Consider the following 21,685-nt stretch of genomic DNA (forward strand, 5'->3'; position numbering starts at 1 on the left):
CGCACTTCCGTTCTGCAGCCCCGCCCCAAAGGAGAGCTGTTGTGGGTGCACGCAACCACCCCTGAACGCTATCAAGCGCTTTGCGATATCGGCCGCCGCCTCAAATCCCTGCGCCCGGACTTGTCGGTGCTGGCAAGCTGGGAACCCGGACTGCGGCTGACCGGTACAGTTGGCTGCGATATTCCGATTGGCCCGCTGCCTGAGGACACCTTGGCCGAGGCCCGCGGGTTTTTGAACCATTGGCGGCCCGACGCTTGCATCTGGACCGGCCCGCCGGCACGGCGGGTGCTGCTTCGGCAAATGCGCGAGCGCAGTACCGGATTACTGCTGGCGGATCTTCTGGAGGATGAAATGCCCAACCGCACCAGCCGCTGGCTGCCGGACCAGCGGCGGCGGCTGCTGGACGGGCTGACCTGCATCCTGACCCCGTCCAAATCCGTGCAGGCCCGGCTGGCCCGGATCGGACTGCCAGCAGAACGGGTGCAACTGGCCGGCAAGCTGCGGGTGTCTGCAATTCCGCCCGGTTGCAATGACGAAGAGCTTTCTGCCATGCAACAGACCCTTGGCAGCCGGCCGGTCTGGCTCGCCGCCCATACCAAGCTCAGCGAACTGCCCCGTATCCTGGACGCGCATCGCGGCGCATTGCGGCTGCTGCACCGGCTGCTGCTGGTGGTCGCGCTGGAAGACGGCGCGGATCTTGCAGCAGCCCGCCGCCAGCTGCAGAACAGCGGGCTGTATTTTGCCGATTGGGAAGACGGCGGTGAACCCGAGGACCTGACGCAGGTGCTGTTGGCGGGCAGCGAGGATTTGGGATTGTGGTACCGCCTGTCTCCAGCCGCGCTGATCGCCAGCAGCCTGGATCCTATGGCGCAGGGCCAGTCGCCTTTGGACGCCGCAGCCTTAGGCTCGGCACTGCTGCACGGACCGGGTATCCACGCGCATCGGGACCTTTATGAAAGACTGGCCGCGGCGGGCGCTGCCCAGCCGGTGCTGACCCAATCGGAACTGACCGATGCTGTCATTGCGCTATCTGCTCCGGACAAGGCCGCCGAGATGGCGCTGGCCGGCTGGCAGAGCGTCACCGAAAGCGCCGCCACAGCCGACATGTTACTGGAAAAGGTCCAGACCCTGCTGGACCAGCGCGAGGATACCGATGCGGGCACCTGAATTCTGGCACAAACCGCCGGGGGATTTTGATCTTCGGGCAGCATTGCTAGCGCCGCTTGGCTGGGTCTATGCGCGCGCCACCGCTTCCCGGGTCGCCAAAGGCAGCCCGGTGCGTGCCAGTGTCCCGGTGATCTGCGTTGGCAATCTGAATGCTGGCGGCACCGGCAAAACGCCCACTGTGATCTGGCTGCTGGAAACGCTGCGCAATCAGGGGCATGAACCGCATGTTGTGACCCGCGGCTATGGCGGCACCATGGAGGGGCCGGTGCAAGTCTTGCCTGGCCGGCACAAGGCCGCGCAGACGGGGGATGAACCGCTTCTTCTGGCCGCCTTTGCCGAAGTTTGGGTTGCCAAGGACCGCGCCGATGGCGCGCGCGCCGCAGCAGACGCAGGGGCAACCGTCATCGTGCTGGATGACGGATTTCAGAACCCCGCGGTGGCCAAGGACCTGTCACTGATCGTGGTGGATGCGCAGCAGGGCTTCGGCAATGGCCGCTGCCTGCCGGCCGGCCCATTACGGGAGCCGGTTGCCATTGGCCTGAAACGGGCTGACGCGGTGCTCTCGCTTGGGCCTGGGGAGGCCCAGAAGAAATTTGCAACGGCCTGGGGAAGCCATCTGCAGGGCTTGCCGCATTTCAGTGGTGCGCTGGAGCCATTGCAAACCGGGATGCCCTGGAACGGCACACGCGTTCTGGCTTTTGCCGGCATCGGCCACCCGCAGAAATTTTTCAACACCCTGCGCAGCCTTGGCGCCGATATCGTCCGCGCCGAAGCGTTAGACGATCACCAGCCGCTTTCACCGGCGCTGATGAACCGGCTGGAGAACGAAGCCAAACTTCTGAACGCCCAGCTTGTCACGACAGAAAAAGACGCCGTCCGCCTGCCGGACAGCTTCCGCTCCAAGGTCATTACCCTGCCTGTGCGGCTGCAGGTTGCAGGAGATGATGGGTTAAAGGAACTGTTGAAGAAAGCCGCGCCTGCACCCTGACCCCCAGCGCAATCTGAAGCCGCCGGGAGCGCGCCTGCCCGGTTTGCTCTGCCCTGAAAAGCCCAGGTACACGGCCCGGGCTTAAATTTTTTTTCTGGAAGAGCTTAGCCTTCCAGCTCTGCGTCCAACAGCGTCTTGAACTCTGTATAAGACTGATTGGAAATCTTTTCACCATTCAGGATGAACGACGGCGTTGCCTCGATGCCGTGCTCAGTGGCGTTTTCCTGATACCAGGCTACCAGGGTTTGCGCTTTCCCGCCATCCTGCAGGCAGGCTTCCAGCTGCTCATTTTCGATCCCCGCCAGGCGGCCGATCTTGCGCAGCTCATCGACAATCTCGGTTGCGCCGCCGGCCCGCGTCCATTCGGACTGGCCCTTATAGATCAGATCGGAAATACCAAAGAACTTATCCGGTCCGCTGCAGCGCGCAATCATCGAGGCCCACAGCCCGTAGCGGTCGAAATAGACCTCGCGGTAGATGAACTTGACCTTGCCGGTATCGATGTAGTCGGCCTTCAGCTTCTTGAAGGTTTCATTGTGAAAGCTGGCGCAATGCGGGCAAGTGTAAGAGGCGTATTCGATCAGCGTGACCGGCGCGTCCTCGGCCCCCAACGTCATCTCGGCGATTGTTGAGATGTCCACCTCGGCCTCCTGCGCAACAGCGGCGCCAACCAGCGGGTTCTGCGGCAGATTGTTCTGGGTGTTGAATCCCGACAGGGCATAACCGCCCGCAACAACCGCAACCGCGGCAAAGACACCAGACATCAGACGGGTCATTTGAACCCCTTTCCTTGCGTTTTCTGTTTTGTCAGCACGTTCTGCCCCAGGCGTTCCAGGGCGGCGCGCAGATCGTCGTTTTCCACACCGGCAGCCGCCTGGCTGGCAGCCGCAGTATCCTGCGGGTCGGGCTGCCGGGGCGCTTGCACTTTGGGGGCATATTTGAATTCCACGCGGCCGTCGGAAAATCCCGTCGGTGCCGTTTGCGTGATCCGCACCTTGGAGATGGCATTGAAGCCATAAACCGCGTTCACCCGCTCACGCAGGCGCTCTTTTTGCATTTCAAGCATTGGTGCATTGGCTCCGGTCGTCAGCACCGTCAGCGTTGCGCCAAAGGAACCGCGCCCGTAGCCCACGTTCACCGGACGCGCCATGGCAGCGATATCCGGACCGGCGATCTCTTCCCAGTGGGTCAGCAGCCGCGACACCGCAAAACCACGGCTTTCCCCCGCCTTGCGGATCTGCTCGTTAAGGAGCTTGGAGGTTCGTGCGAACCCGCGTGTGGTACTGCGCCTGAATGCCATGATCTAGCTTTTGCGTGACTGCCTGCCCTATTGTAAAGAGCCGGAATGCAGGCGCCAGCCAAACCGCGAGCCAAGGAATAACGAATGCGTGACTTGATCAGTAATTCCGCCGCGATGAGCGGAGACCTGCTTGCGTGGTATGACGTCCATGCCCGCGGGATGCCCTGGCGGGTGGGGCCCGCAGAGCGTGCGGCAGGCAAACGCCCCGATCCATACAAGGTTTGGCTCAGCGAAGTGATGCTGCAGCAGACCACGGTGGCCGCGGTGCGGGACTATTTCCTTCGCTTCACCAGCCGTTGGCCTACCGTATCCGATCTTGCCGCGGCGGCGGACGCCGAGGTCATGGCCGAATGGGCCGGCCTTGGCTACTATGCCCGCGCCCGCAACCTTCTGAAGTGCGCCCGTTCGGTCGCAGGCGGTTCCGGTGGAGAGTTCCCGGACAATTACGATGACCTGCTAAAGCTGCCTGGTATCGGCCCCTATACCGCCGCCGCCATCGCCTCGATTGCGTTTAACCGCCCAGAGACCGTTCTGGATGGTAATGTGGAGCGGGTGATGGCCAGGCTGCACGACATTCACGATCCGCTTCCCGGTGCGAAACCTGTACTGAAAGAACGTGCTGCGGAACTGACCCCGTCTCAGCGGCCCGGTGACTACGCCCAGGCGGTGATGGACCTTGGCGCCACCATCTGCACGCCCCGTAACCCGGCCTGCGGCATCTGTCCCTGGCGCAATCCCTGTGCTGCGCGGGCTGCAGGCACTGCGGTTGAGCTGCCGAAAAAGGTGCCGAAAAAACCAAAACCCACCCGGAGCGGCATCGTTTACCTGGCGAAATCCGCCGACGGCACATGGCTGCTGGAACGGCGGCCAGACAAGGGGCTGCTGGGCGGCATGCTGGGCTGGCCCGGTTCGGAGTGGAGTGACGCCCCGGGTCCGAACCCGCCTTTTGAAGCGGATTGGCAAGAGCAGGATGGGGAAGTGCGCCACACTTTCACTCATTTCCATCTGATCCTGCGGGTGATGACGGCCGAATTGCCAGCAGGTTATAACCAGAATGCAGCGCAGGAACTGATACCACACCACGACTTCCGCGCCGCCAGCCTGCCCACAGTAATGCGCAAGGCTTTCGATCTTTATCAAGGCCTCTAAAGAAGCCGACGCCGCTCTTGGGTTTTCAGATGTTAGGGCATAGTGTCAGCGCAAACGCGCGCTGATTGATTTGGGAGACACAGGCATGATCGCCCCCGAAACCCTTGCCCGCTGGCAAAGCGCCCTGCCGTTCTGGATGTCCTTTTTGCTGTTGCCGCTGGTTTGGTTCGCCGCTCTTTGCGGCGGTTGGACACTGATCCTGCCGCCGCTGGTAACCTGGCATCTGTTTGCGATGCTGGACGGGGCATTCGGGCTGAACCTGGAGAACGCCGACCCGGAAACGCCGGACAGAGACCTCACTTGGTACAAGGCGCTGACCGCTGCTTGGGTGCCCCTGCAATTCGTCACGCTGTTCGGATTGATCTGGTACGTCAGCGGTGCCGATCATCTGAGTGCATTTGGCAAATTCGCTGTTTTCTTTGGGGTCGGCGTCGTAACCGGCGCCGTGGGTATCACCTACAGTCACGAGCTGATGCACCAGTCCAGCCGGGTTGAGCGCTGGCTGGGGGATATCCTGCTGGCTATGGTGATGTACTCGCATTTCCGGTCCGAGCACCTGCTGGTGCATCACCGCTATGTCGGCACTCCGCGCGACCCGGTGACAGCCCGCTATAACGAGGGGTTCCACCGGTTCTACCCGCGTGTGTTGCGGCAATGCTGGCATTCCGCATTCCGCGCTGAACGGGAGAAGCTGGCGAAGAAGAACCGCAACTGGACCGACCGTTCGAACCCGTTCTTCCGCTATTGGGCGCTGCAGGCCGCGATGCTGCTGCTGGCGATGCTGCTGGGCGGGCTGACCGGGGTGCTCTTGTTTCTGGTGCAGGCCGGGGTCGCCATCTGGCAGCTGGAGGTGGTCAACTATGTCGAGCATTACGGGCTGACCCGCAAACACTTGGGCGATGGCAAATACGAACCCGTGCAGCCACGCCACTCGTGGAATGCGGCGCATAAGGCGTCGAACTGGCTGCTGATCAACCTGCAACGCCATTCGGATCATCACTACAAACCAAACCGCCGCTTTCCGCTGTTGCAGAACTATACTGAAGCCGACGCGCCGCAGCTGCCTTATGGCTACCCGGTGATGACCGTCGCTGCGATGATCCCGCCCTTGTGGCGCCGGGTAATGAACCCGCGGGTGCGGCGCTGGCGGCAGACGTATTATCCCGAGATCACCGATTGGCACGCCTACAACAAAGCGCAGAATCCGGTGCCCCGATAGCCTTACGCCCAGGCTAGAACCGTCATCGGCTGATCCAGCCCGCGCACCTCTTGATCCGGATGCCGGACGTTGCCGTCCAGCAGGTGCAGGCCGGCCTGCTCCGCCCTCACCTGCGCGGCCAGCGTTTCGCTGATCACAATCCCGGCTTGCAGCTTGCGGGTCAGGTTCTCCAGCCGGGCGGCAATGTTCACTGTCATACCCAGCACCGCAAACTCCAGCCGGTTGGAGCCGATGTCGCCCAGCAACGCTTCGCCATAGTGAATTCCGATCCCGGCGCGGATTTCCGCCTTACCCTGACGGGCGCGTTCCCTGTTCCATGCGATCAGCGACTCGCGCATGGAATGGGCACAGGCCAGTGCATTGGTGGCATCCTGCCGGCCTGCTACCGGCGTTCCAAAAGTCGCCATCAGCCCGTCGCCCAAGTATTTGTCCAGCGTGCCGTGATGGCGGAACACCTCGCGCTCCATCCGGCCGTGGAATTCCCGCAAGAGGTCAATCACCATTCGCGGGTCCATCCCCGAAGACAGTCTGGTAAAGCCAACGATATCGATGAACAGCACCGCCACATTTTCGCTGCGCACCTGTTTCAGCGGCTCGTCGTTCTGCGACAGCTGATCCACCACATTGGGCGAGAAATAGCGCGACAGATTGGCCCGCTCCCGCTCCAGGCTGGCGTTGCTCCTCAGCAGCGCGTTGAACCGGCGCACCGAAAAGCCCAGCGTCACCGCCACCAGCACAAAGACCACGGCCTCCTGCACCCGCAGCTGAATCACAAAACTGTTTGGGTCAAAAAACTCCGCCAGCTCCGGGGCAAAGCCAAGCGTCGCGGCCACAGCTTCCGAAAGTCCGGGAACCGGAGTGGCAAACCACCAGGCCAGCGCCAGCGCGCTGAGCCACATCGTCGCCGTCCATGTGCCGATCGCAATCACTGTGCGCCAGGAATAAGCCATGGTGCCTGCGGCCAAGATGACAAAGAAATACTGAAAGTTATCAAACCGGTACTGCATAGCCACCGGTATTTCGCGGGCGTCAAACGGGTTGGGCATGACCAGACCGATGGTCATGATGAGAAGATCAAGGAAGATCAGAAACAGCTCCAGCCGTGACCTGCCCACTTTTCCCACCCGGCTGATGAACCAGCCGTTGAGGCACAAAAGCGCAAGGATCCCATGATAGTAGAGGATCTCCCAGGCCGGGTTCAGGAAGATGATGAAGACTGCGATAATGGGCAGTGCGATCCAGCGGGCCCGTACTGCCAGCTGCAGCCCCCGCTGTTTATGCGCATCCAGGGCCGCTTCGGCAAATCTGTTTTCCGCAGTTGAGATTTTCCGGCCGCCGGTTCCAGGTTCCTGGACAGCTCCGGTTCCGGAGATAAGTGCGGTATCGGTCATGGGCTTTCCCCTCTTCCCGCTGGCTGCCGCAGCGTCAGTATTGCAGATAGTTGCGCTGTTCTGATCAGGGAATAGCGCATCACAGCGCAGAAACTAAAAAACCCCGCCTGATGCAGGCGGGGCAAGGTGTGCGCCTGCGCATTATGCACAGGCGCCTGCAATAGGTTTTCACGTTCACAAAAGCCCCGGGCCTCAGTTCTGCATCTCAGCCCGGATCTGCTGGCGCAGCACGTCGATCGGCACTGTCTTGCCCTCGCGCTTGAAACACCAGTAGGTCCAGCCGTTGCAGGACGGCGCGTTTTCCAGATGAGCGCCCACCTGATGAATCGAACCTTTGATGTTGTCGCCAATCAAAGTGCCATCGGCGCGCACTTTGGCCTTGTGGCGGCGGTTCATCGAATACAGCTCCTCGCCCGGGCGCAGCATGCCGCGCTCCACCAGCTGGCCAAAGGGCACCCGCGGTGCTGCGCGTTTGCTGGCGGACACTTCCAGGGCCTCGCGGTCGAACTTGCGCACAGCCTTGATGCGTTTCTCCGCCACCTTGCGATAGGCTTCCTCGCGTTCGATGCCGATGAACTCGCGTCCGAGCATCTTGGCCACAGCGCCGGTAGTGCCAGTGCCAAAGAACGGATCCAGCACCACATCGCCCGGGTTTGTCGAGCCGACCAGGATCCGGTGCAACAGCGATTCCGGCTTTTGCGTCGGATGCGCCTTGTCGCCGTTTTCGTCTTTCAGCCGCTCATGTCCGGTGCAGATCGGCAGCACCCAGTCGCTGCGCATCTGAATGCCCTCGTTCAGCGCCTTCAGCGCTTCGTAGTTGAAGGTGTATTTCGCGCCTTCCGACTTGGACGCCCAGATCATCGTCTCATGCGCGTTGGTGAACCGCTTGCCGCGGAAGTTCGGCATCGGGTTCGACTTGCGCCAGACCACATCGTTCAGCACCCAATAGCCTGCGTCCTGCAGCGCCGATCCGACACGGAAAATATTGTGGTAGGAACCGATCACCCAGATAGACCCGTTCGGCTTCAGCACCCGGCGCGCCGCCTTGAGCCACTCGCGGGTGAACTGGTCATAGACCGCAAAACTGGAAAACTGGTCCCAGTGATCATCCACGGCATCGACTTTGGAATTGTCGGGACGGTGCAGCTGGCCTTTCAGCTGCAGGTTATACGGCGGATCCGCAAAGATCAGATCGACCGAATTGGCCGGAAGACTGTTCATCGCCTCGATGCAATCGCCGCCCATAATCGTGTTTAAAGGGAGCGCTGCCGCGCCCTTTGTCATAGTTTTGTTCATTGCTCTGCCTCATACCCGCGGCGCATTTTTGCGCTCATTAGGTTGTCCACAGGATGAGTCATCGCGGATTCGAGGTCAATTTGTTTATTAGAACAACACCCTACGGTTCACTCTTGATACAAGATGTTGTGTACGGGTTTGAATGACCGCCGATGATGTGGGGTCACACCTAATTCAACTAGCGCCTCGCGGTGCTGTTTCGAGGGGTAGCCTGCGTTTTTCTCCCATCCATATCCAGGAAACTGTTGCGCCAAATCCACCATGACCCTGTCACGCACCAGTTTGGCAATAATCGACGCCGCCGCGATGGAGACTGATTTGGCATCTCCTTTGACCACAGCTTCCGACGTCAAAGCCAATCCTTTGGGTATCAGGTTGCCATCTATCAGCAGATAGTCCGGTGCTGGATCCAGGGCTGCTACCGCGCGCTCCATCGCCAGATGCGAGGCACGTAAAATATTCAGGGAATCAATCTCTTCGACTGAGGCGTGGGCAACGGACACCTGACCAGCGGCCAGAATTTTTCCTTCCAGCGTTGCGCGTTTTTTCAAGCTCAGTTTCTTGGAATCGTTGAGCCCCTCGGGAATAGCAGAGATGTCCAGCACCACCGCTGCGGCAGTGACCGGCCCGGCCAGCGGGCCGCGGCCCACCTCGTCCACTCCGGCTATTCTCAGGTACCCTTTGGCAAGGGCGGCATCTTCCAGGCTGTAATCAGGTTTTGTCATTCCAGTGAGAAAGCCAATTCGAGCCGGAATTTCAACCCGCACAAAAAAGAGGGGGCCGAAGCCCCCCAAGTTGCTGCTGCCCGAAAGCGGAGTATCGTTAGCGGTTGACCATCCGGAAGCCATGCTGCTTCAGACAGCGGGGTTTGTAGCCGGTGCGGTTGCGTTTGCCGTTCCAGAAGGTCACCTTGCAAGCCCGCGGCAGTTTCTGCGTGTACCCGTAATTGCGGTCGAGACAGCCTTTGCCGGCCAGCGGATAGTTGCGGCTGTAGCGCGGAAAATAGCGGACACATTGTGTCGGCAAATCATAACGGTGCACCCGCGGCGGCAGCGGTTTCACATGCCCGCCATGGCGGTTGTGCGAGTTATGCCTGTGGCCGCCATGCCCATGGCCACGCGGCGGGTTGTAAGTCCGGGTTACTGCGTGATCGTCTTTCCTGGCATCATTAATGGCCGCGCCAAGAATCCCAAGCAGAGCCATGCCGGCAATAAATTTAGCGACATCCTCGTCTGCGCGGGCAGGCGCTGCCGAGAAACCGGTAATGGCAATAGAGGCTGCCACGATCATGGCAATGAATTTGCGGTGCGGCTTGGAACCATATGTCTGGGCCATTTCGGGACCTTTCTTTTGATTGTCGGATGCGCAGCCTGTGCGCTTGGATGTCTCCAACCTGGCCCCACCCCCTTCAGACAGGCAATATCGGCCGCTTGTTATCGGATATCAGCGGTCTCAACCCCCTGCGGTTATTGAATTTCAAGGCCCGCCACCGCAGGATGCCCATATGAAACAGAACCTCCTGATCCCCGCACTTGCGGCTGCCCTTCTGGCGCTATCGCTGCCAGCCCAGGCGGCAGATTGCTATGCCGATTACAAGGCCAAGCAAGACAATCCGCTGCGCCTGCACTACGGCGTGATCCAGCTCTCCGGCGCCTGCAAGAAAAAGGCCGCCCGGCGCGAGGTCCAGACCCGTATTGCACCCGGCGGCTGGAAGCTTTTGAATGTCCTGTCCGTCTTCGGTCCCGAAGGCCTGCAGCAAAGGAAGGCCAATGCCGGATCCTACTATCTCCGTTTCTGAGGCCCGCGCGGCTGGCAGCAGGGTGATCGCGCTCGGCATTGCTGCGATTGTTGCGCTTCTGGTGATTGCCGGCACGGTTCTCTTGCTGACGCTGCCCGATGCCAATGCCTTTAACGCGCGGGTTGAGCAGCTGTTTGTCGAAAACGATCTGACAACCCAGACCGAGATCAAGCTGCTGGAAATCCTGGCCCAGTCCGGCACTGCCTTTGCCGAGACGCTGACCAGTTACCGGATGGTGATTTTTGTCTTGCTGCTGTTTGCCACTGCGATGATGGTGGCAGCATTGACGGTGCTTGGCATGCTGGTGATGCTCAACCGCCGCATGGCGCAGATCGAACGCTCCGGCATCCAGGTGAACGAACTTCTGATCAGCCGCGATGAAAACACTGTCTACCTGAACAACATGGGGTTCAAACTAACGCCCGCCGCGATGGAAACTCTGGCGGTTCTGGCGGAGGCCCGGCTCGACGATGACGTGCTGTCAGGCGCCGAAATCGAAGCAGTGATTTCCGGCCGCATCTCCGCCGACTGCGAGGAAGCCGCCGGCGCCACCCGGATAAAACGCCTGCGGGACACGCTGGGCAACCAGATGGTGAGTGAGCTGCTTGTCAAAAACATCGCCAAGCGCGGTTATGTGCTGGCCATCAGCAGAGACGTGATCCGTATGGTCTGAACCGTCTGGCTCCGCTTTGCTCAACATCATGTGTTCAACTCTGGATTTTCCGCCCCCAGACCCCACATAGTCCAGAACCGGCCCACGCCGGCCGGTCCTGGTTTTCAGCACATTTCCGGCGCAACGGACAAGGACCTCAGGGATGGATGCACAGGTACACGCACCGCATCGGGGCTACGGCATTGTTATCGAGCCGCTTCAAGGTTTGGTCACGGCCCGGCGCAATGGCACCGTTCTGGCGCAAAGCTCCCGCGCCAAGGTGATGTATGAAACCCGGCTTCCCCCAGCGATCTATTTTCCCTCGGAAGACGTGACAGCACAGCTATCGTCCAACACCCCCTTGCAGACCTTTTGCCCCTTCAAAGGCACGGCCAGTTACCGCGACATGCTGTTAACTGGCGGCGGTATACAGAACGCTGTCTGGTCTTACGACGAGGCAATGCCGGAGGCAGCAGCCATATCCGGCCATATTGGCTTTATGCCTGGCGCCGAGGCCGAATTCGATCTGGGCAGCAACAGCGTGGAAATGCCGGACTACGGCAATATCTCCGGCCCGGTGATCGACTGGCTGCTGCGGGACGCCGCCCTGGTTCCGTCCCCCGAGGACCTGACGGCCGCTCTGGCAGAAAAATTCGTCGAGCAAGGCATCTATTTGTCCCGCATGTCCGTCATGGCATGGTCGCTGCACCCGCTGATCGCGGGCAAGAACTACATCTGGCAAAAGAATACCGGCGAGGTCACCACCTACGCGCCGTCTTACGAAATCCACGACCACCCAGCCTATCAGAACAGCCCGCTGCGCCACGTCTCCAACGGCATGGGCGGTGTGCGCCACCGGCTCGGCTGTTGCCGGTCCGCAGATGCGTTTCCGATCCTTGAAGACCTGCGCAAGGAGGGGGCCACCGACTATGTCGCCATGCCGTTGCGCTTTTCCGACGGGCGCATCAATGTGCTGACCCTCACCAGTGATCACCCGAACGGCTTTTCCACGGCTAACCTGGGGCTGATCTTCGAATGCTCGGATGTGATTGCCCGCTACTATGAAATCTTCATGCAGCGCGAAAACGCGCAGTCGCTGCTGGAAACCTATGTTGGCAAGCGCACCGGCGCCCGGGTACTGGGCGGCGAGATCCGCCGCGGCGACGGAGATGAAATCGACGCCGCCATCATGTTCTGCGACCTGCGCGGCTCCACCCGGCTGGAGGAACAGCTGGGCCGCCAGGACTATATCGCGCTTCTGAACCAGTTCTTCGAGACTGCCTCGACCATCGTGCATGAGCACGGCGGCGAAGTGCTGAAATTCATCGGCGATGCTGTGCTGGCGGTGTTCCCGGCCGGCAGCGATCCTGAAAGGGCCCGCAGGCAGGCCCTGAACAGCGCCCGCACCATCGTGGCCCGGTTGGAGGAAATCGCCCAGGAAGAAGACGGCCACCGCTGCGAAGCCGCCATCGGCATCGCCTACGGGCGCGTGACTTACGGCAACGTCGGCTCGCGTGAAAGGCTGGACTTCACGGTGATCGGCCAGGCCGCCAATATCGCCGCCCGGCTGGGCGACTACGGCAAGACGGTCAACCATCCGGTCATTGTCAGTCAGGACATTCTGAGCGATCCATCACAAGGCGTTTCGCTGGGGGCGGTCACCCTTCATAACGTGTCCCAGCCGGTCACCTGTTTTGCTGTCCCGGCCAAGATTGAACCGTAAGCGCCTCGGCGCTCCCCTACGCGGCGCGGCTTGACGCGAGCCAGAAACTCCAAGGCACGAGGTCGTCGATACGGCTTCTGGGATGGCCGTCGAGCAACGCGCGCAACGTGCCGGAAAGGCAGCAGACCGAATCGACGACGCACATTTTGCAGTTCGCGATCAAGCTGGTGAGCAATTGACCTGCCAGTGAACTTTCATCCAGAGCAAGGGTCGAGTGGCTGAGCGCTTCATCATCGCGCTTCCCGGGGAAGCCTTTCCCAGGTGTTTGATCCCATGGTTTGATGGTGGGATCTGCTCTTTGGAATGGAAGGAAGCATTATGGGACAAGTTCGTCACGGGAGCGCCACGCACTGTCACCTGGCAGGCGGTTTGCATGGCAAATCTGCCGAGAGGGCACGCACGCCATCAGAGCAGCAATACAGCGATCCGCTGCCCGGCAGGGTTATGCGAAGCATGATCCCGAAAGGGACAAGCTTCGATCGCGGCACTGAGCAAGGAGCTGGACATCAATCCCAAGACCGTTGCGAAGTGGCGCAAGCATGCGACGGTGGAGGATTTTAGGACCGGGCCGAAGGAGCCGCGTTCAACCGTTCCCTCCGAAGCGGAGGAGGCAATGATCGCCGCATTCCGGCGGCATACGCTACTGCCGTTGGATGATTGCCTTTATGCTCTCCAGCCGTCGATCCCGCATCTGACGCGGCCGGCGCTGCATCGGTGCCTTCAGCGGCATGGCATCTCGCGCTTGCCGGATGCCGCGGGTGACAAGCCAAAGCGGCAGCGGTTCAAGCGATACCCCATCCACTGCCCGGCAGTGCATGTTCACATGCATGGGGTCTGGCCAGCGACCGGGCAGGACGTGTCGATCGCTGGAGGTCGCTCGGACGACTAGGGGCGTGGGTTTCGGATGCCGGCGGAACAGTTGATTGCATTTTCCTGAGCAAAGCGCGGCGACGAGCAGGCCAGGAGCGGTCCAGCCTGCGGGCGGCAGCTGGTGAGTTTCGCGCGTTTAGACGGGCGTTGCGTCATGCGGCCTGCTCCCGGGGGGGTGCTCGAGATGGCGGCTTCTGACCGCGGCGGAAGATCTCGATGATGCGCATCGCGCCGCCACAGCAGGGGCACGGTTCGCACAGTGTGAGAGGGATGACCTCGGCACTCTCCTGCGGGTCCGGGTCCTGCGGCGCCTCGCCGAGCAATCCGCGGATGCGGGCGATGGTGGCCTTGCGAGCCGCGCTGGCCAGCAGCCCGTAGTGCCGGATGCGGTGGAATCTGTCGGGCAGGACGTGGATAAGGAACCGGCGGATGAACTCGCCGGTCTCGAGGCGCATCACCTTTTGCAGGTCGCGGTGCTTGATGCGGTAGTCCTTCCAGCGGAACGCCACGGCGGCAGCATCGGCGCTGATCAGGCGATGGTTCGAGATCGCCACGCGGTGGGTGTATCGGCTGAGATAGGCGAGCACGGCCTCGGGGCCGCCGAAGGGCGGTTTGGCGTAGATGACCCACTCGGTCTTGCGCAGCGGGGCGAGGTAGGTGGCAAAAGCGCCGGCCTGAGCCAGGTTTTTGAGGTCGCCGAAGAACTGAAGCGCGCCCACCTTGTGCAGGACCGCCAGCCCTTCAAGGAAGAGTCGCCGGAACAACCGGGAGAGGACGCGCACCGGCAGGAAGAACCCGGGGCGGCAGGCGATTGCGCAGCAATCTGCCGAGAGGGGGGCACGATCATGTGGACATGCGGATGGTGGGGCCACGCCGGAGGCGTACTTTCAGCACGACGCCGAGCCCCAGGTGTGGAGCACGCTGGTCATGCCGACCCGGGCGCCGAGATGCCGGGGATCCGCGGCGATGGTCGTCACGGTCTCAGCCGAGGCGCGGAACAGCAGGCTGTAGACTGCCTTTTTGTTCCAGTAAGCGATTTGCGCGATCTCGGCCGGCAGGGTGAAGACCACGTGGAAGTACTCGACCGGCAGCAAGTCCTCGGTCCGGCAGGCCTTGATCGCCCCCTCTCGGGATCTTGCTTTGCAAGACCCTGCCGGGCAGTGGACATCACCTTGAGCTGGGTTAGGCTGACATGCCCGGCATTGGCCCGCCGCCACGCGGGTCCGTGTCTTCGGAAGATGTCAGCAAGCTCCAATCCCGGCCGCCCGGGCACCCACGGCGTCCGGTCACTCCAGTCCGCGCCGGAGAGTGTGGTCCTGCAGATCCTTCAGACGTTCGTACGGGCTGACGGTGGAGCGGATCGTCTTGGTGGCCACATGAGCGTAGCGGGCGGTGGTGCTGAGCTTGGCGTGGCCCAGCAAAACCTGCCCTCTCATCGATTGCTGAGCAATCGACTGCCGGGTAATAAATGATCCGCACATCCTTCCCCGCCTCCAGCAGATGCGTTGCGAAGCTATGGCGGAGCGTGTGCAGGGTTGCGGGCTTGTTGATCCCTGCCATGTGTTTTGCGGACGTGAACGCCCGGTTCAATTGCCGCGGTGACAGCGGGTTGATCTTCGGCTTGTCCGGGAACAGCCAGCCCTCCGGCCGCGCCTCGCGCCAATAGTCGCGCAAAAGCTCCAGCAGCCCCGGCGACAGCATCGCCTTGCGGTCCCGGCTGCCCTTGCCGTCCTCGACGTGGATCAGCATCCGGTCACTGGCGATATCCGCGACCTTGAGATTGCAGACCTCGGAGGCCCGCAGACCTGCTCCGTAGCTGATACCCAGGGCCGCACGGTACTTCATGAGCTACCAATGAGAAGAGACATCACACCGGGGCAAACATCGGACTATCTGGGTTTTGATCTTGTGATGACGGACAACCTCCCCGAACCTCGGGTACTGCTCGCTGACCAGGGCCATGACGCTGATCGCATTCCCAAAGCCATGAGCCAGCGCGGTATTCTCACCCAAATCCCAATGCGCAAGATACGGAAGATGCGGGTCGGCGTGGATCGTGGGCTATATAGGCTGAGAAACATGGTTGAACGGTGCTTCAACAAACTCAAGAATGCCCGCCGCGTCGCCACGCGATACGACAAAACCGCTGAAAGCTACCTCGGCTTCGTTGAAATCACATCTATCCGCATTTGGTTCCGCCATTTGTCAACATGACCTAAGGAAACGCTTTTCGAAGGCAAGACTGAGAAAATTGCATCTCGATCCCAAGACCAGATGAGACAAGGGATGCACTTGCAGCTGTAGTGCTTAGCAAGATGAAAACGATGCATACCTACGTCGATGTGAATTTGGTTTTGTACAGTGCGTATGAGCGGTGGTGTGACTCCCCGACCATGCGACCAGCGATACACAATCCCGCAACTTTTGCGTTTGTATTCCCTGTGCCATGGATGACGGTCGCGACTGGCGTTAAACGTTAGCAGTCTGTCAACCTCCGCAACATCTACGTTAACTAGCTCGAGCTCATCCGCATGCTCGTCATTTGGAGCAGAACCGTCGAACACGAGGTAGAAGTGTTCAGGCAAAAGATCCCACAAAGGTTCCACGGCAGTCGGGATGCTCGACATGTTTGTGCACCATTTATTGATCTCAACCCGTTCACCCACACGGGCCACTTCGAACGACTCGTCCCTCCTTCCCTCCGCAACATCCACTGCAGTCATTACGTCCAGCCCTAACGCAACAAGGCGGTTTATCTCTTCGACAGAACCACTTTCTTGGTCTTCCGTCATTTTGGACCAATCCAATTCTAGTAGTGCTCAAATTATTCAGCTTTAGCTGATGTCAGTAGCATTGCCTTTGTTCAATCTGAAGAGTTGTCCACTCTGAAAGTCCTGTTTGACGGACCGCACTGCAGCATCCTCGAAGTAGGGTGGAGGTCCGCTATGGTGAAGGTTTTCTGATGCGGGCCGCGGTGTGAGGGTGCGGCTTGGCGCGACATCGGCCCGCGTTGGAAAACCTCCCAAGGTGGAAGCCGCGGGACTCTTGGGGCTGTCTATGGGGAAAGAGCGCAGACGGCGGGGTCTGCGGTTGGAGCCAGCGGCCAAGCCGGAGGCATTCCGATGCCGGTTGGGATGCTCTTAACGGGGGCCTCCGGACAATTGCTGCGACGAAAGCGGCGTTTCGGCGTGGTTCTGAGCTTGCAGGAGAGTACAGGCGTAAATGGAGACAGCCGGGCGGCTGCGGATGCCCGGTGTTCACAATACCGGAATGACGGGCGTTTCGTCATGCCGCCTCCTTCCGCGGTGGCGCGCGCGACCGGGGTTTTTGCCCGCGCCGGAAGATCTCGATGATATGCATTGTTCCGCCACAGCACGGGCATGGCTCACGCAGGGTGAGCGGGAGAACCTCGGCGGCTTCTGGCGGTTCTTGAGCCGGGCACCTTGTCCCGAGCAGGGCACGGCACCGGGCGATGTTGGCCTTGCGCTGCGCTGAGGCGAGCAAGCCGTAGTGCCGGATGCGGTGGAAACCAGCGGGCAGGACGTGGATCAGGAAGCGGCGGATGAACTCGGGCGTGGCCAAACGCATGACTTTCTGCCTGTCGCCGCGCTTGATCCTGTAGTCCTTCCAACGGAATGCCACGGTGCCTGCGTCGGCGCTGACGAGGCGTGCGTTCGAGATGGCCACCCGGTGGGTGTACCGGCTGAGATAGGCGAGAACGGCTTCCGGGCCTCCGAAGGGCGGTTTGGCATAGACCACCCATTCGGACTTGCGCAAAGGAGCCAGCCACTCTGCGAAGGCATCGGCCTGCGCCAGCGGTTCCAGGTCGCCGAAGAAGGCCAGCTCCCCGGCGCGGTGAAGCGCCATCAGCCCCTCCAGAAACAGCCGCCGGAACAAGCGCGACAGGACCCGCACATGCAGGAAGAACCCGGGCTTGCAGGCAATCCATCTCGCGCCGTCCAGAGACAGGCCGCCACCGGGAACGATCATATGGATGTGGGGGTGATGGGTCAGCGCCGATCCCCAGGTATGCAGCACGCTGGTCATGCCCACCCGAGCACCAAGGCGCTTGGAGTCCGCTGCGATGGTCATGACCGTTTGTGCCGACGCCCGGAACAGCAGACCGTAGACCGCCCGCTTGTTCCAGGAGGCGATCCGGGCGATCTCTGCGGGCAGGGTGAAGACCACGTGGAAATACTCCACGGGCAGCAGGTCCTCGGCGCGGGCTTCCATCCAGTCGCGCGCCGCTGGCCCTTGGCACTTCGGGCAGTGCCGGTTCTTGCAGGAATTGTAGGCGATGTGGCGATGGCCGCATTTGGCGCACCCGGCCACATGCCCGCCGAGCGCTTCGGTCCGGCAGGCTTCGATTGCCGACATCACCTTGAGCTGGGTCAGGCTGACATGCCCTGCATTGGCCCGCCGCCACGCGGCACCATGGGCACGGAATATATCAGCAATCTCCAGCCCCGGGCGGGACACCCCAGTGCCCCGTCACTTCAGGCTTCGCTTGATTGTCTGATCCTGCAACTGCTCCAGCATCTCGTAGGGGCTGACCGTGTCACGGATCGTCTTGGTGGCGACATGGGTGTATTGGGCCGTCGTGCTCAGCTTGGCATGGCCGAGCAGCACCTGGATGACCCGGACATCGGTGTTGGCCTCCAGCAGATGCGTCGCAAAGCTGTGCCGCAGGGTATGCAGAGTGGCGGCCTTTTTGATGCCGGCCATGTTCTTCGCTGACGTGAAGGCGCGGTTCAGCTGCCGTGGCGACAGCGGGTTGATCTTCGGCTTGCCGGGGAACAGCCAGCCCTCCGGCCGCGCCTCGCGCCAGTAGTCGCGCAGCAAGCTCAGAAGCCCGGGTGACAGCATCACCTTCCGGTCCTTCCGCCCTTTGCCCTGTTCGACATGGATCAGCATCCGGTTGCTGTCGATATCGCCGATCTTGAGGTTACAGACCTCGGCGGCCCGCAGCCCCGCGCCGTAGGAAATGCTGAGCGCGGCACGGTATTTGAGCCCGGGCCCCGGCGCCGCCATCAGGATGTCCGATACCTCTTCAACGCTGAAGACTACAGGCAACCTCCTGGGCTGGGTGCGGAACTGCATGTAGCGCTTCATCTCCTCGCGCCCGCAGGTCATGCCGAAGAAGAATCTGAGCGCCACGATCCTGGCGTTGAAAGTCGCCGGCGTGACCCCTGTATCCGTCATGTGCAGTTGATAGGCGCGGAGTTCCTCCGGTGAGGCGGTATCCGGCGGGTGCCCGAGGAAAATGGCGAAATCCTTGACCGCCCGGATATGCGCTTTCTGCGCCTTGTCGCCCATCCCGCGGATGCGCATGTCCTCGATCATCCGCTCTCGAAGCGGGGTTGATCTCTCCTCTGTCATGGGAGCCTCCTGTCTGATGATTGAGAAGGGCTCAATCGTCAGGCAGAAATGCCGTTCCCCAAATGCACCACTGTCAGATCATCGCTGAACATCAGCCACCCGCGCCAATGCCGCGGAGCGGCTTCGTCCATGGGCCGACCTCGCCCGCCAGGGCCTGCAGGACGCGCCCAGGGCCGCCGCGGCGCGGAGATCGGCCGGTTTGAGCCCAACCTGCTCCTTGGAGTTTAGCGCTGCGTGAGCGCGCAGTACGAAAATCGCTGCAAGCGCTCAGGTTCCACCGCCGCAGGGCAGCGACACAAACTGCCATTCGTCGATTGCGCCGAAAATCTAAGACGGCAGATTCACAGATTGCGGAAAAAGCCGCAGCATCCGTCGCTGGAGATAATGACAACAGACAGCCCAACGCCGTCCCATACCGGGTGACAAACCTGCCAAGCCAGCACATGCAGTTCGGGCGGAATGCCTTCATTCGCGGCATCTGCGAGAGCAACTGGTCAGATCTCTGAAGGCGGTCATTCAAAGTTTATAGGCAAGTTCTGTCGGGTAGCAGAAACGCCGGAAATGCAGCAGCATCCGGATTTTGCTTCGCCGTGCCGATTGCCGGTTCGAGAGATCATTTTTGCATCTTAGGCGACAGTAGATTGCCAAGACTTATAGGTCGCGCACGCCATTTCGCGACGCCTTTCAACAGCTTGCCCTGTCTGACCTGGCCGAACTGATCCCGCGCCATGGTGCCTTTATTCGTAGGTCCGGACCGGCGGAACTAATGGAGATGTTCGAGGTGATGGCAGAGCTGAAGGCCGTTTGCGGTCGGCTGGCTACGCTGCGGATCTCGGAAGAGACGCCAACCTCAATCAGGAACGGCCCATTTTTCGGGCCTTAACGAAATGTATAAATGCCTGAAGGCGCGCCGGGGCTTTGTTGCACAAATCGTCTGAAGGGATTCACTGTATGAATCCAGCGTGATAGCTGAAGACATGAGCAGTTGGGGCCCTAAGAAGTACAAGACCAAGAATTGGTCGTCTTACAATGACAGCTTGAAGCAGCGCGGATCGTTGTCAATTTGGTTTGATCCGGAGATGGTTTGGACGCCGCCGCCAAACGGCAAGCGAGGTCGGCAACAGCAATTCAGTGATGCCGCCATTCAGACGTGTCTGACGTTGAAGATCCTGTTTGGCATGCCGCTTCAGCAGACAACTGGGTTCGTCCAGAGCCTGTTGCGATTGGTCGGGCTGGACTGGACCGCGCCGGACTTCAGCACCTTATGCCGCCGCCAGAGAACACTGAATGTGGGCCTGTCATATCGAGGCTCCAAAGGTCCATTGCACCTCCTTATCGACAGCACAGGTATCAAGGCCGAAGGTGAAGGCGAGTGGAGTGCGGAGGATCAGAAAACAGTCCGGGGGACTGTTTTCCCGACAAACGCGCAAGCATGACGGCCCCAAACGCCGCATCTGGCGAAAAATACATATTGGAATTGACGAAGAAACACTGGAGGTTCGGACGGTCGAGGTCACCAGCAGCAACGTCGGAGATGCTCCCATGCTGCCAGAACTTCTGAACCAAATCCCGCCCGACCAGGACATCGGCAGCGTCACAGCTGATGGGGCATATGACACGCGTAAATGCCACGAGGCGATTGCCGCCAGAGGTGCCAATGCCGTGATCCCTCCGCGCAAGAATGCCAAGCCCTGGAACCCGGCGAACGCCGGAGCGATTGCCCGAAACGAAGCGGTCAGTGCGCAGCAATATCTGGGCCGCACCTTGTGGCGACGTTGGAGCGGATACCACCGCCGAAGCCGCGTCGAAACGAAGATGCATTGTATGAAACTACTTGGCCAATCGCTGGTGGCGAGGGACTTTGATCGGCAGGTTGCAGAAATCCACGTCCGCATCGCCATCCTCAACCGCTACACGGCTCTTGGCATACCCGTCACTGAGCCTGTAGGCTGAGTCCGTATGGGGTATAAGGGGAAGAGCGTCCTTCGCCTGATTTGTGCAACAAAGCCATTGACAGCCGGTGTGCATAAAATCCGGCTTCCGTGCATTCTTATGCCTCATTGGCAATTGATTTTCTTGGCGACCCCGGCAGGATTCGAACCTGCAACCTGCCCCTTAGGAGGGGGCTGCTCTATCCAGTTGAGCCACGGGGCCGCGCTTGTTTATGCGATAACAAATCCCTCCTGCGATCACAATGGTAAGCGATGCAACTGCCCCCCTCGATGGCATCTGAATGCGCTCAACTACCCTGTGATATGTAGGCCTCCAATCCACAGCAGGATGCTAACATGCCGAAACATGAGGTTTGAGGGTTCACCATTGAAACATCTCCTCCAGGCAAGAATATCTGGCCCATAGACCTGAAACGGGAAGCAACTCGGCGCTTCGGCGCGCTGCAAAACGGCAAGGCTTGGTCCGAAGACCTAGGTTACGATTTCGAGCTGAAGCATGATCGGCGGACTTGGCTAATCGAGGTCAAATCCAGCCAAGGCGATCGGTGCCAGTTCGAGATGGAAGTGTCCGAGGTTCGCGCCGCGCGGGAGGTGACCAGGCCTCAATCCGGTCAGCGTTATGTCGTGATCTATGCTGCCAACCCTGCGACTTTGAGCGCAACACGGGTCGACATTTTGCCGAACCCTATGTGCGATGAACCCGAATTGGGCGGTGACAGAGATTGAGCGAAGAATTGAAACTCTGCTCTTGCCGGTTTTTTGCGGTTGCGGTGCTGCAACATCAGAGGCGGTTTCCCGCCC

16 protein-coding genes, 1 tRNA gene and 5 pseudogenes are annotated in these 21,685 nt (G+C 60.6%); 11 read left to right on the forward strand and 11 right to left on the reverse strand.

What is annotated here, in order from left to right; all coding sequences use genetic code 11:
* Nucleotides 1–45: 45 nt before the first annotated feature.
* Together K3555_RS19585 and lpxK are read left to right on the forward strand one after the other, a co-directional pair.
* Nucleotides 46–1,167: a 3-deoxy-D-manno-octulosonic acid transferase gene (locus K3555_RS19585; protein ID WP_259996143.1), complete on the forward strand. Its 1,122-nt coding sequence runs from the start codon at nucleotides 46–48 to the stop codon at nucleotides 1,165–1,167.
* Complete coding sequence (lpxK, locus tag K3555_RS19590) at nucleotides 1,154–2,155, forward strand: tetraacyldisaccharide 4'-kinase (RefSeq protein WP_260006734.1); 1,002 nt, start codon at nucleotides 1,154–1,156, stop codon at nucleotides 2,153–2,155. Before K3555_RS19585 ends, lpxK begins: the two co-directional genes overlap by 14 nt.
* Nucleotides 2,156–2,259: 104 nt before the next feature.
* On the opposite strand, the gene K3555_RS19595 is transcribed toward lpxK, so the two are convergent.
* Together K3555_RS19595 and K3555_RS19600 are read right to left on the reverse strand one after the other, a co-directional pair.
* The gene (locus K3555_RS19595) at nucleotides 2,260–2,931 is read right to left on the reverse strand and encodes a DsbA family protein (RefSeq protein ID WP_260006735.1); all 672 of its coding nucleotides are present in this window, start codon (nucleotides 2,929–2,931) and stop codon (nucleotides 2,260–2,262) included.
* The gene (locus tag K3555_RS19600; RefSeq protein WP_134831128.1) at nucleotides 2,928–3,455 is read right to left on the reverse strand and encodes a DUF721 domain-containing protein; all 528 of its coding nucleotides are present in this window, start codon (nucleotides 3,453–3,455) and stop codon (nucleotides 2,928–2,930) included. The genes K3555_RS19595 and K3555_RS19600 overlap by 4 nt, the downstream gene beginning before the upstream one ends.
* A gap of 84 nt (nucleotides 3,456–3,539) precedes the next feature.
* On the opposite strand from K3555_RS19600, the gene mutY reads away from it, so the two are divergent.
* Together mutY and K3555_RS19610 are read left to right on the forward strand one after the other, a co-directional pair.
* A complete protein-coding gene (gene mutY / locus K3555_RS19605) occupies nucleotides 3,540–4,604 on the forward strand; it encodes an A/G-specific adenine glycosylase (protein WP_260006736.1) in 1,065 nt (354 codons plus the stop codon).
* 85 nt (nucleotides 4,605–4,689) lie between these two features.
* Nucleotides 4,690–5,823 (forward strand): alkane 1-monooxygenase, encoded by a 1,134-nt coding sequence (locus K3555_RS19610; protein WP_260006737.1) that lies wholly within the window; start codon nucleotides 4,690–4,692, stop codon nucleotides 5,821–5,823.
* 2 nt (nucleotides 5,824–5,825) lie between these two features.
* On the opposite strand, the gene K3555_RS19615 is transcribed toward K3555_RS19610, so the two are convergent.
* The 4 genes from K3555_RS19615 to K3555_RS19630 all read right to left on the reverse strand — a co-directional run bounded on the left by K3555_RS19615 (nucleotide 5,826) and on the right by K3555_RS19630 (nucleotide 9,845).
* Nucleotides 5,826–7,214, reverse strand: coding sequence for an adenylate/guanylate cyclase domain-containing protein (locus tag K3555_RS19615; protein WP_260006738.1), 1,389 nt, complete (start codon nucleotides 7,212–7,214; stop codon nucleotides 5,826–5,828).
* 192 nt (nucleotides 7,215–7,406) lie between these two features.
* Nucleotides 7,407–8,510: a site-specific DNA-methyltransferase gene (locus tag K3555_RS19620; protein ID WP_024092002.1), complete on the reverse strand. Its 1,104-nt coding sequence runs from the start codon at nucleotides 8,508–8,510 to the stop codon at nucleotides 7,407–7,409.
* Nucleotides 8,511–8,617: 107 nt separating this feature from the next.
* A complete protein-coding gene (locus tag K3555_RS19625; protein WP_260008568.1) occupies nucleotides 8,618–9,235 on the reverse strand; it encodes a ribonuclease HII in 618 nt (205 codons plus the stop codon).
* Nucleotides 9,236–9,332: 97 nt separating this feature from the next.
* A complete protein-coding gene (locus K3555_RS19630) occupies nucleotides 9,333–9,845 on the reverse strand; it encodes a hypothetical protein (RefSeq protein ID WP_260006739.1) in 513 nt (170 codons plus the stop codon).
* Between the two features lie 169 nt (nucleotides 9,846–10,014).
* Here K3555_RS19630 and K3555_RS19635 point away from each other — a divergent pair, with 169 nt between their 5' ends.
* The 4 genes and pseudogenes from K3555_RS19635 to K3555_RS19650 all read left to right on the forward strand — a co-directional run.
* Nucleotides 10,015–10,308 (forward strand): hypothetical protein, encoded by a 294-nt coding sequence (locus K3555_RS19635; RefSeq protein WP_260006740.1) that lies wholly within the window; start codon nucleotides 10,015–10,017, stop codon nucleotides 10,306–10,308.
* Entirely contained in the window at nucleotides 10,280–10,981 is a 702-nt protein-coding gene (locus K3555_RS19640) for a hypothetical protein (protein WP_260006741.1), read from the forward strand. Before K3555_RS19635 ends, K3555_RS19640 begins: the two co-directional genes overlap by 29 nt.
* Before the next feature lie 142 nt (nucleotides 10,982–11,123).
* Complete coding sequence (locus tag K3555_RS19645) at nucleotides 11,124–12,683, forward strand: DUF427 domain-containing protein (RefSeq protein WP_260006742.1); 1,560 nt, start codon at nucleotides 11,124–11,126, stop codon at nucleotides 12,681–12,683.
* 478 nt (nucleotides 12,684–13,161) lie between these two features.
* A pseudogene (locus K3555_RS19650) lies at nucleotides 13,162–13,482 on the forward strand (IS481 family transposase); the annotation flags it as partial.
* Nucleotides 13,483–13,705: 223 nt separating this feature from the next.
* Here the strand turns inward: K3555_RS19650 and K3555_RS19655 are convergent.
* Together K3555_RS19655 and K3555_RS19660 are read right to left on the reverse strand one after the other, a co-directional pair.
* Nucleotides 13,706–14,826, reverse strand: a pseudogene (locus K3555_RS19655) (transposase).
* A gap of 13 nt (nucleotides 14,827–14,839) precedes the next feature.
* Nucleotides 14,840–15,398 (reverse strand): annotated as a pseudogene (locus tag K3555_RS19660) (tyrosine-type recombinase/integrase); the annotation flags it as partial.
* 3 nt (nucleotides 15,399–15,401) lie between these two features.
* On the opposite strand from K3555_RS19660, the pseudogene K3555_RS19665 reads away from it, so the two are divergent.
* Nucleotides 15,402–15,767, forward strand: a pseudogene (locus K3555_RS19665) (transposase); the annotation flags it as partial.
* A gap of 1,071 nt (nucleotides 15,768–16,838) precedes the next feature.
* Here the strand turns inward: K3555_RS19665 and K3555_RS19670 are convergent.
* The gene (locus K3555_RS19670) at nucleotides 16,839–18,032 is read right to left on the reverse strand and encodes an IS91 family transposase (RefSeq protein WP_260005205.1); all 1,194 of its coding nucleotides are present in this window, start codon (nucleotides 18,030–18,032) and stop codon (nucleotides 16,839–16,841) included.
* Between the two features lie 12 nt (nucleotides 18,033–18,044).
* Complete coding sequence (locus tag K3555_RS19675) at nucleotides 18,045–18,932, reverse strand: site-specific integrase (RefSeq protein ID WP_260005203.1); 888 nt, start codon at nucleotides 18,930–18,932, stop codon at nucleotides 18,045–18,047.
* A 977-nt stretch (nucleotides 18,933–19,909) separates the two neighbouring features.
* Here K3555_RS19675 and K3555_RS19685 point away from each other — a divergent pair.
* Nucleotides 19,910–20,885: pseudogene (locus K3555_RS19685) on the forward strand (IS5 family transposase).
* A 124-nt stretch (nucleotides 20,886–21,009) separates the two neighbouring features.
* Here K3555_RS19685 and K3555_RS19690 read toward each other — a convergent pair.
* Nucleotides 21,010–21,086 (reverse strand) — tRNA-Arg (locus K3555_RS19690).
* A gap of 287 nt (nucleotides 21,087–21,373) precedes the next feature.
* On the opposite strand from K3555_RS19690, the gene K3555_RS25045 reads away from it, so the two are divergent.
* Entirely contained in the window at nucleotides 21,374–21,610 is a 237-nt protein-coding gene (locus K3555_RS25045) for a hypothetical protein (RefSeq protein ID WP_409201702.1), read from the forward strand.
* The last annotated feature ends 75 nt before the right edge of the window (nucleotides 21,611–21,685 follow it).

This window comes from Leisingera sp. M527 (genome assembly GCF_025141525.1).
Lineage (GTDB): Bacteria > Pseudomonadota > Alphaproteobacteria > Rhodobacterales > Rhodobacteraceae > Leisingera.

What these genes read in the sequence shown, in the direction of transcription:
- K3555_RS19645 (WP_260006742.1), top strand. Translation starts at nt 11,124, where the DNA reads ATGGATGCACAGGTACACGCACCGCATCGGGGCTACGGCATTGTTATC.
- K3555_RS19615 (WP_260006738.1), bottom strand. Translation starts at nt 7,214, where the DNA reads ATGACCGATACCGCACTTATCTCCGGAACCGGAGCTGTCCAGGAACCT.
- lpxK (WP_260006734.1), top strand. Translation starts at nt 1,154, where the DNA reads ATGCGGGCACCTGAATTCTGGCACAAACCGCCGGGGGATTTTGATCTT.
- K3555_RS19630 (WP_260006739.1), bottom strand. Translation starts at nt 9,845, where the DNA reads ATGGCCCAGACATATGGTTCCAAGCCGCACCGCAAATTCATTGCCATG.
- K3555_RS19625 (WP_260008568.1), bottom strand. Translation starts at nt 9,235, where the DNA reads ATGACAAAACCTGATTACAGCCTGGAAGATGCCGCCCTTGCCAAAGGG.
- K3555_RS19595 (WP_260006735.1), bottom strand. Translation starts at nt 2,931, where the DNA reads ATGACCCGTCTGATGTCTGGTGTCTTTGCCGCGGTTGCGGTTGTTGCG.
- K3555_RS19600 (WP_134831128.1), bottom strand. Translation starts at nt 3,455, where the DNA reads ATGGCATTCAGGCGCAGTACCACACGCGGGTTCGCACGAACCTCCAAG.
- K3555_RS19635 (WP_260006740.1), top strand. Translation starts at nt 10,015, where the DNA reads ATGAAACAGAACCTCCTGATCCCCGCACTTGCGGCTGCCCTTCTGGCG.
- K3555_RS19640 (WP_260006741.1), top strand. Translation starts at nt 10,280, where the DNA reads ATGCCGGATCCTACTATCTCCGTTTCTGAGGCCCGCGCGGCTGGCAGC.
- K3555_RS19675 (WP_260005203.1), bottom strand. Translation starts at nt 18,932, where the DNA reads ATGACAGAGGAGAGATCAACCCCGCTTCGAGAGCGGATGATCGAGGAC.
- mutY (WP_260006736.1), top strand. Translation starts at nt 3,540, where the DNA reads ATGCGTGACTTGATCAGTAATTCCGCCGCGATGAGCGGAGACCTGCTT.
- K3555_RS19610 (WP_260006737.1), top strand. Translation starts at nt 4,690, where the DNA reads ATGATCGCCCCCGAAACCCTTGCCCGCTGGCAAAGCGCCCTGCCGTTC.
- K3555_RS19620 (WP_024092002.1), bottom strand. Translation starts at nt 8,510, where the DNA reads ATGAACAAAACTATGACAAAGGGCGCGGCAGCGCTCCCTTTAAACACG.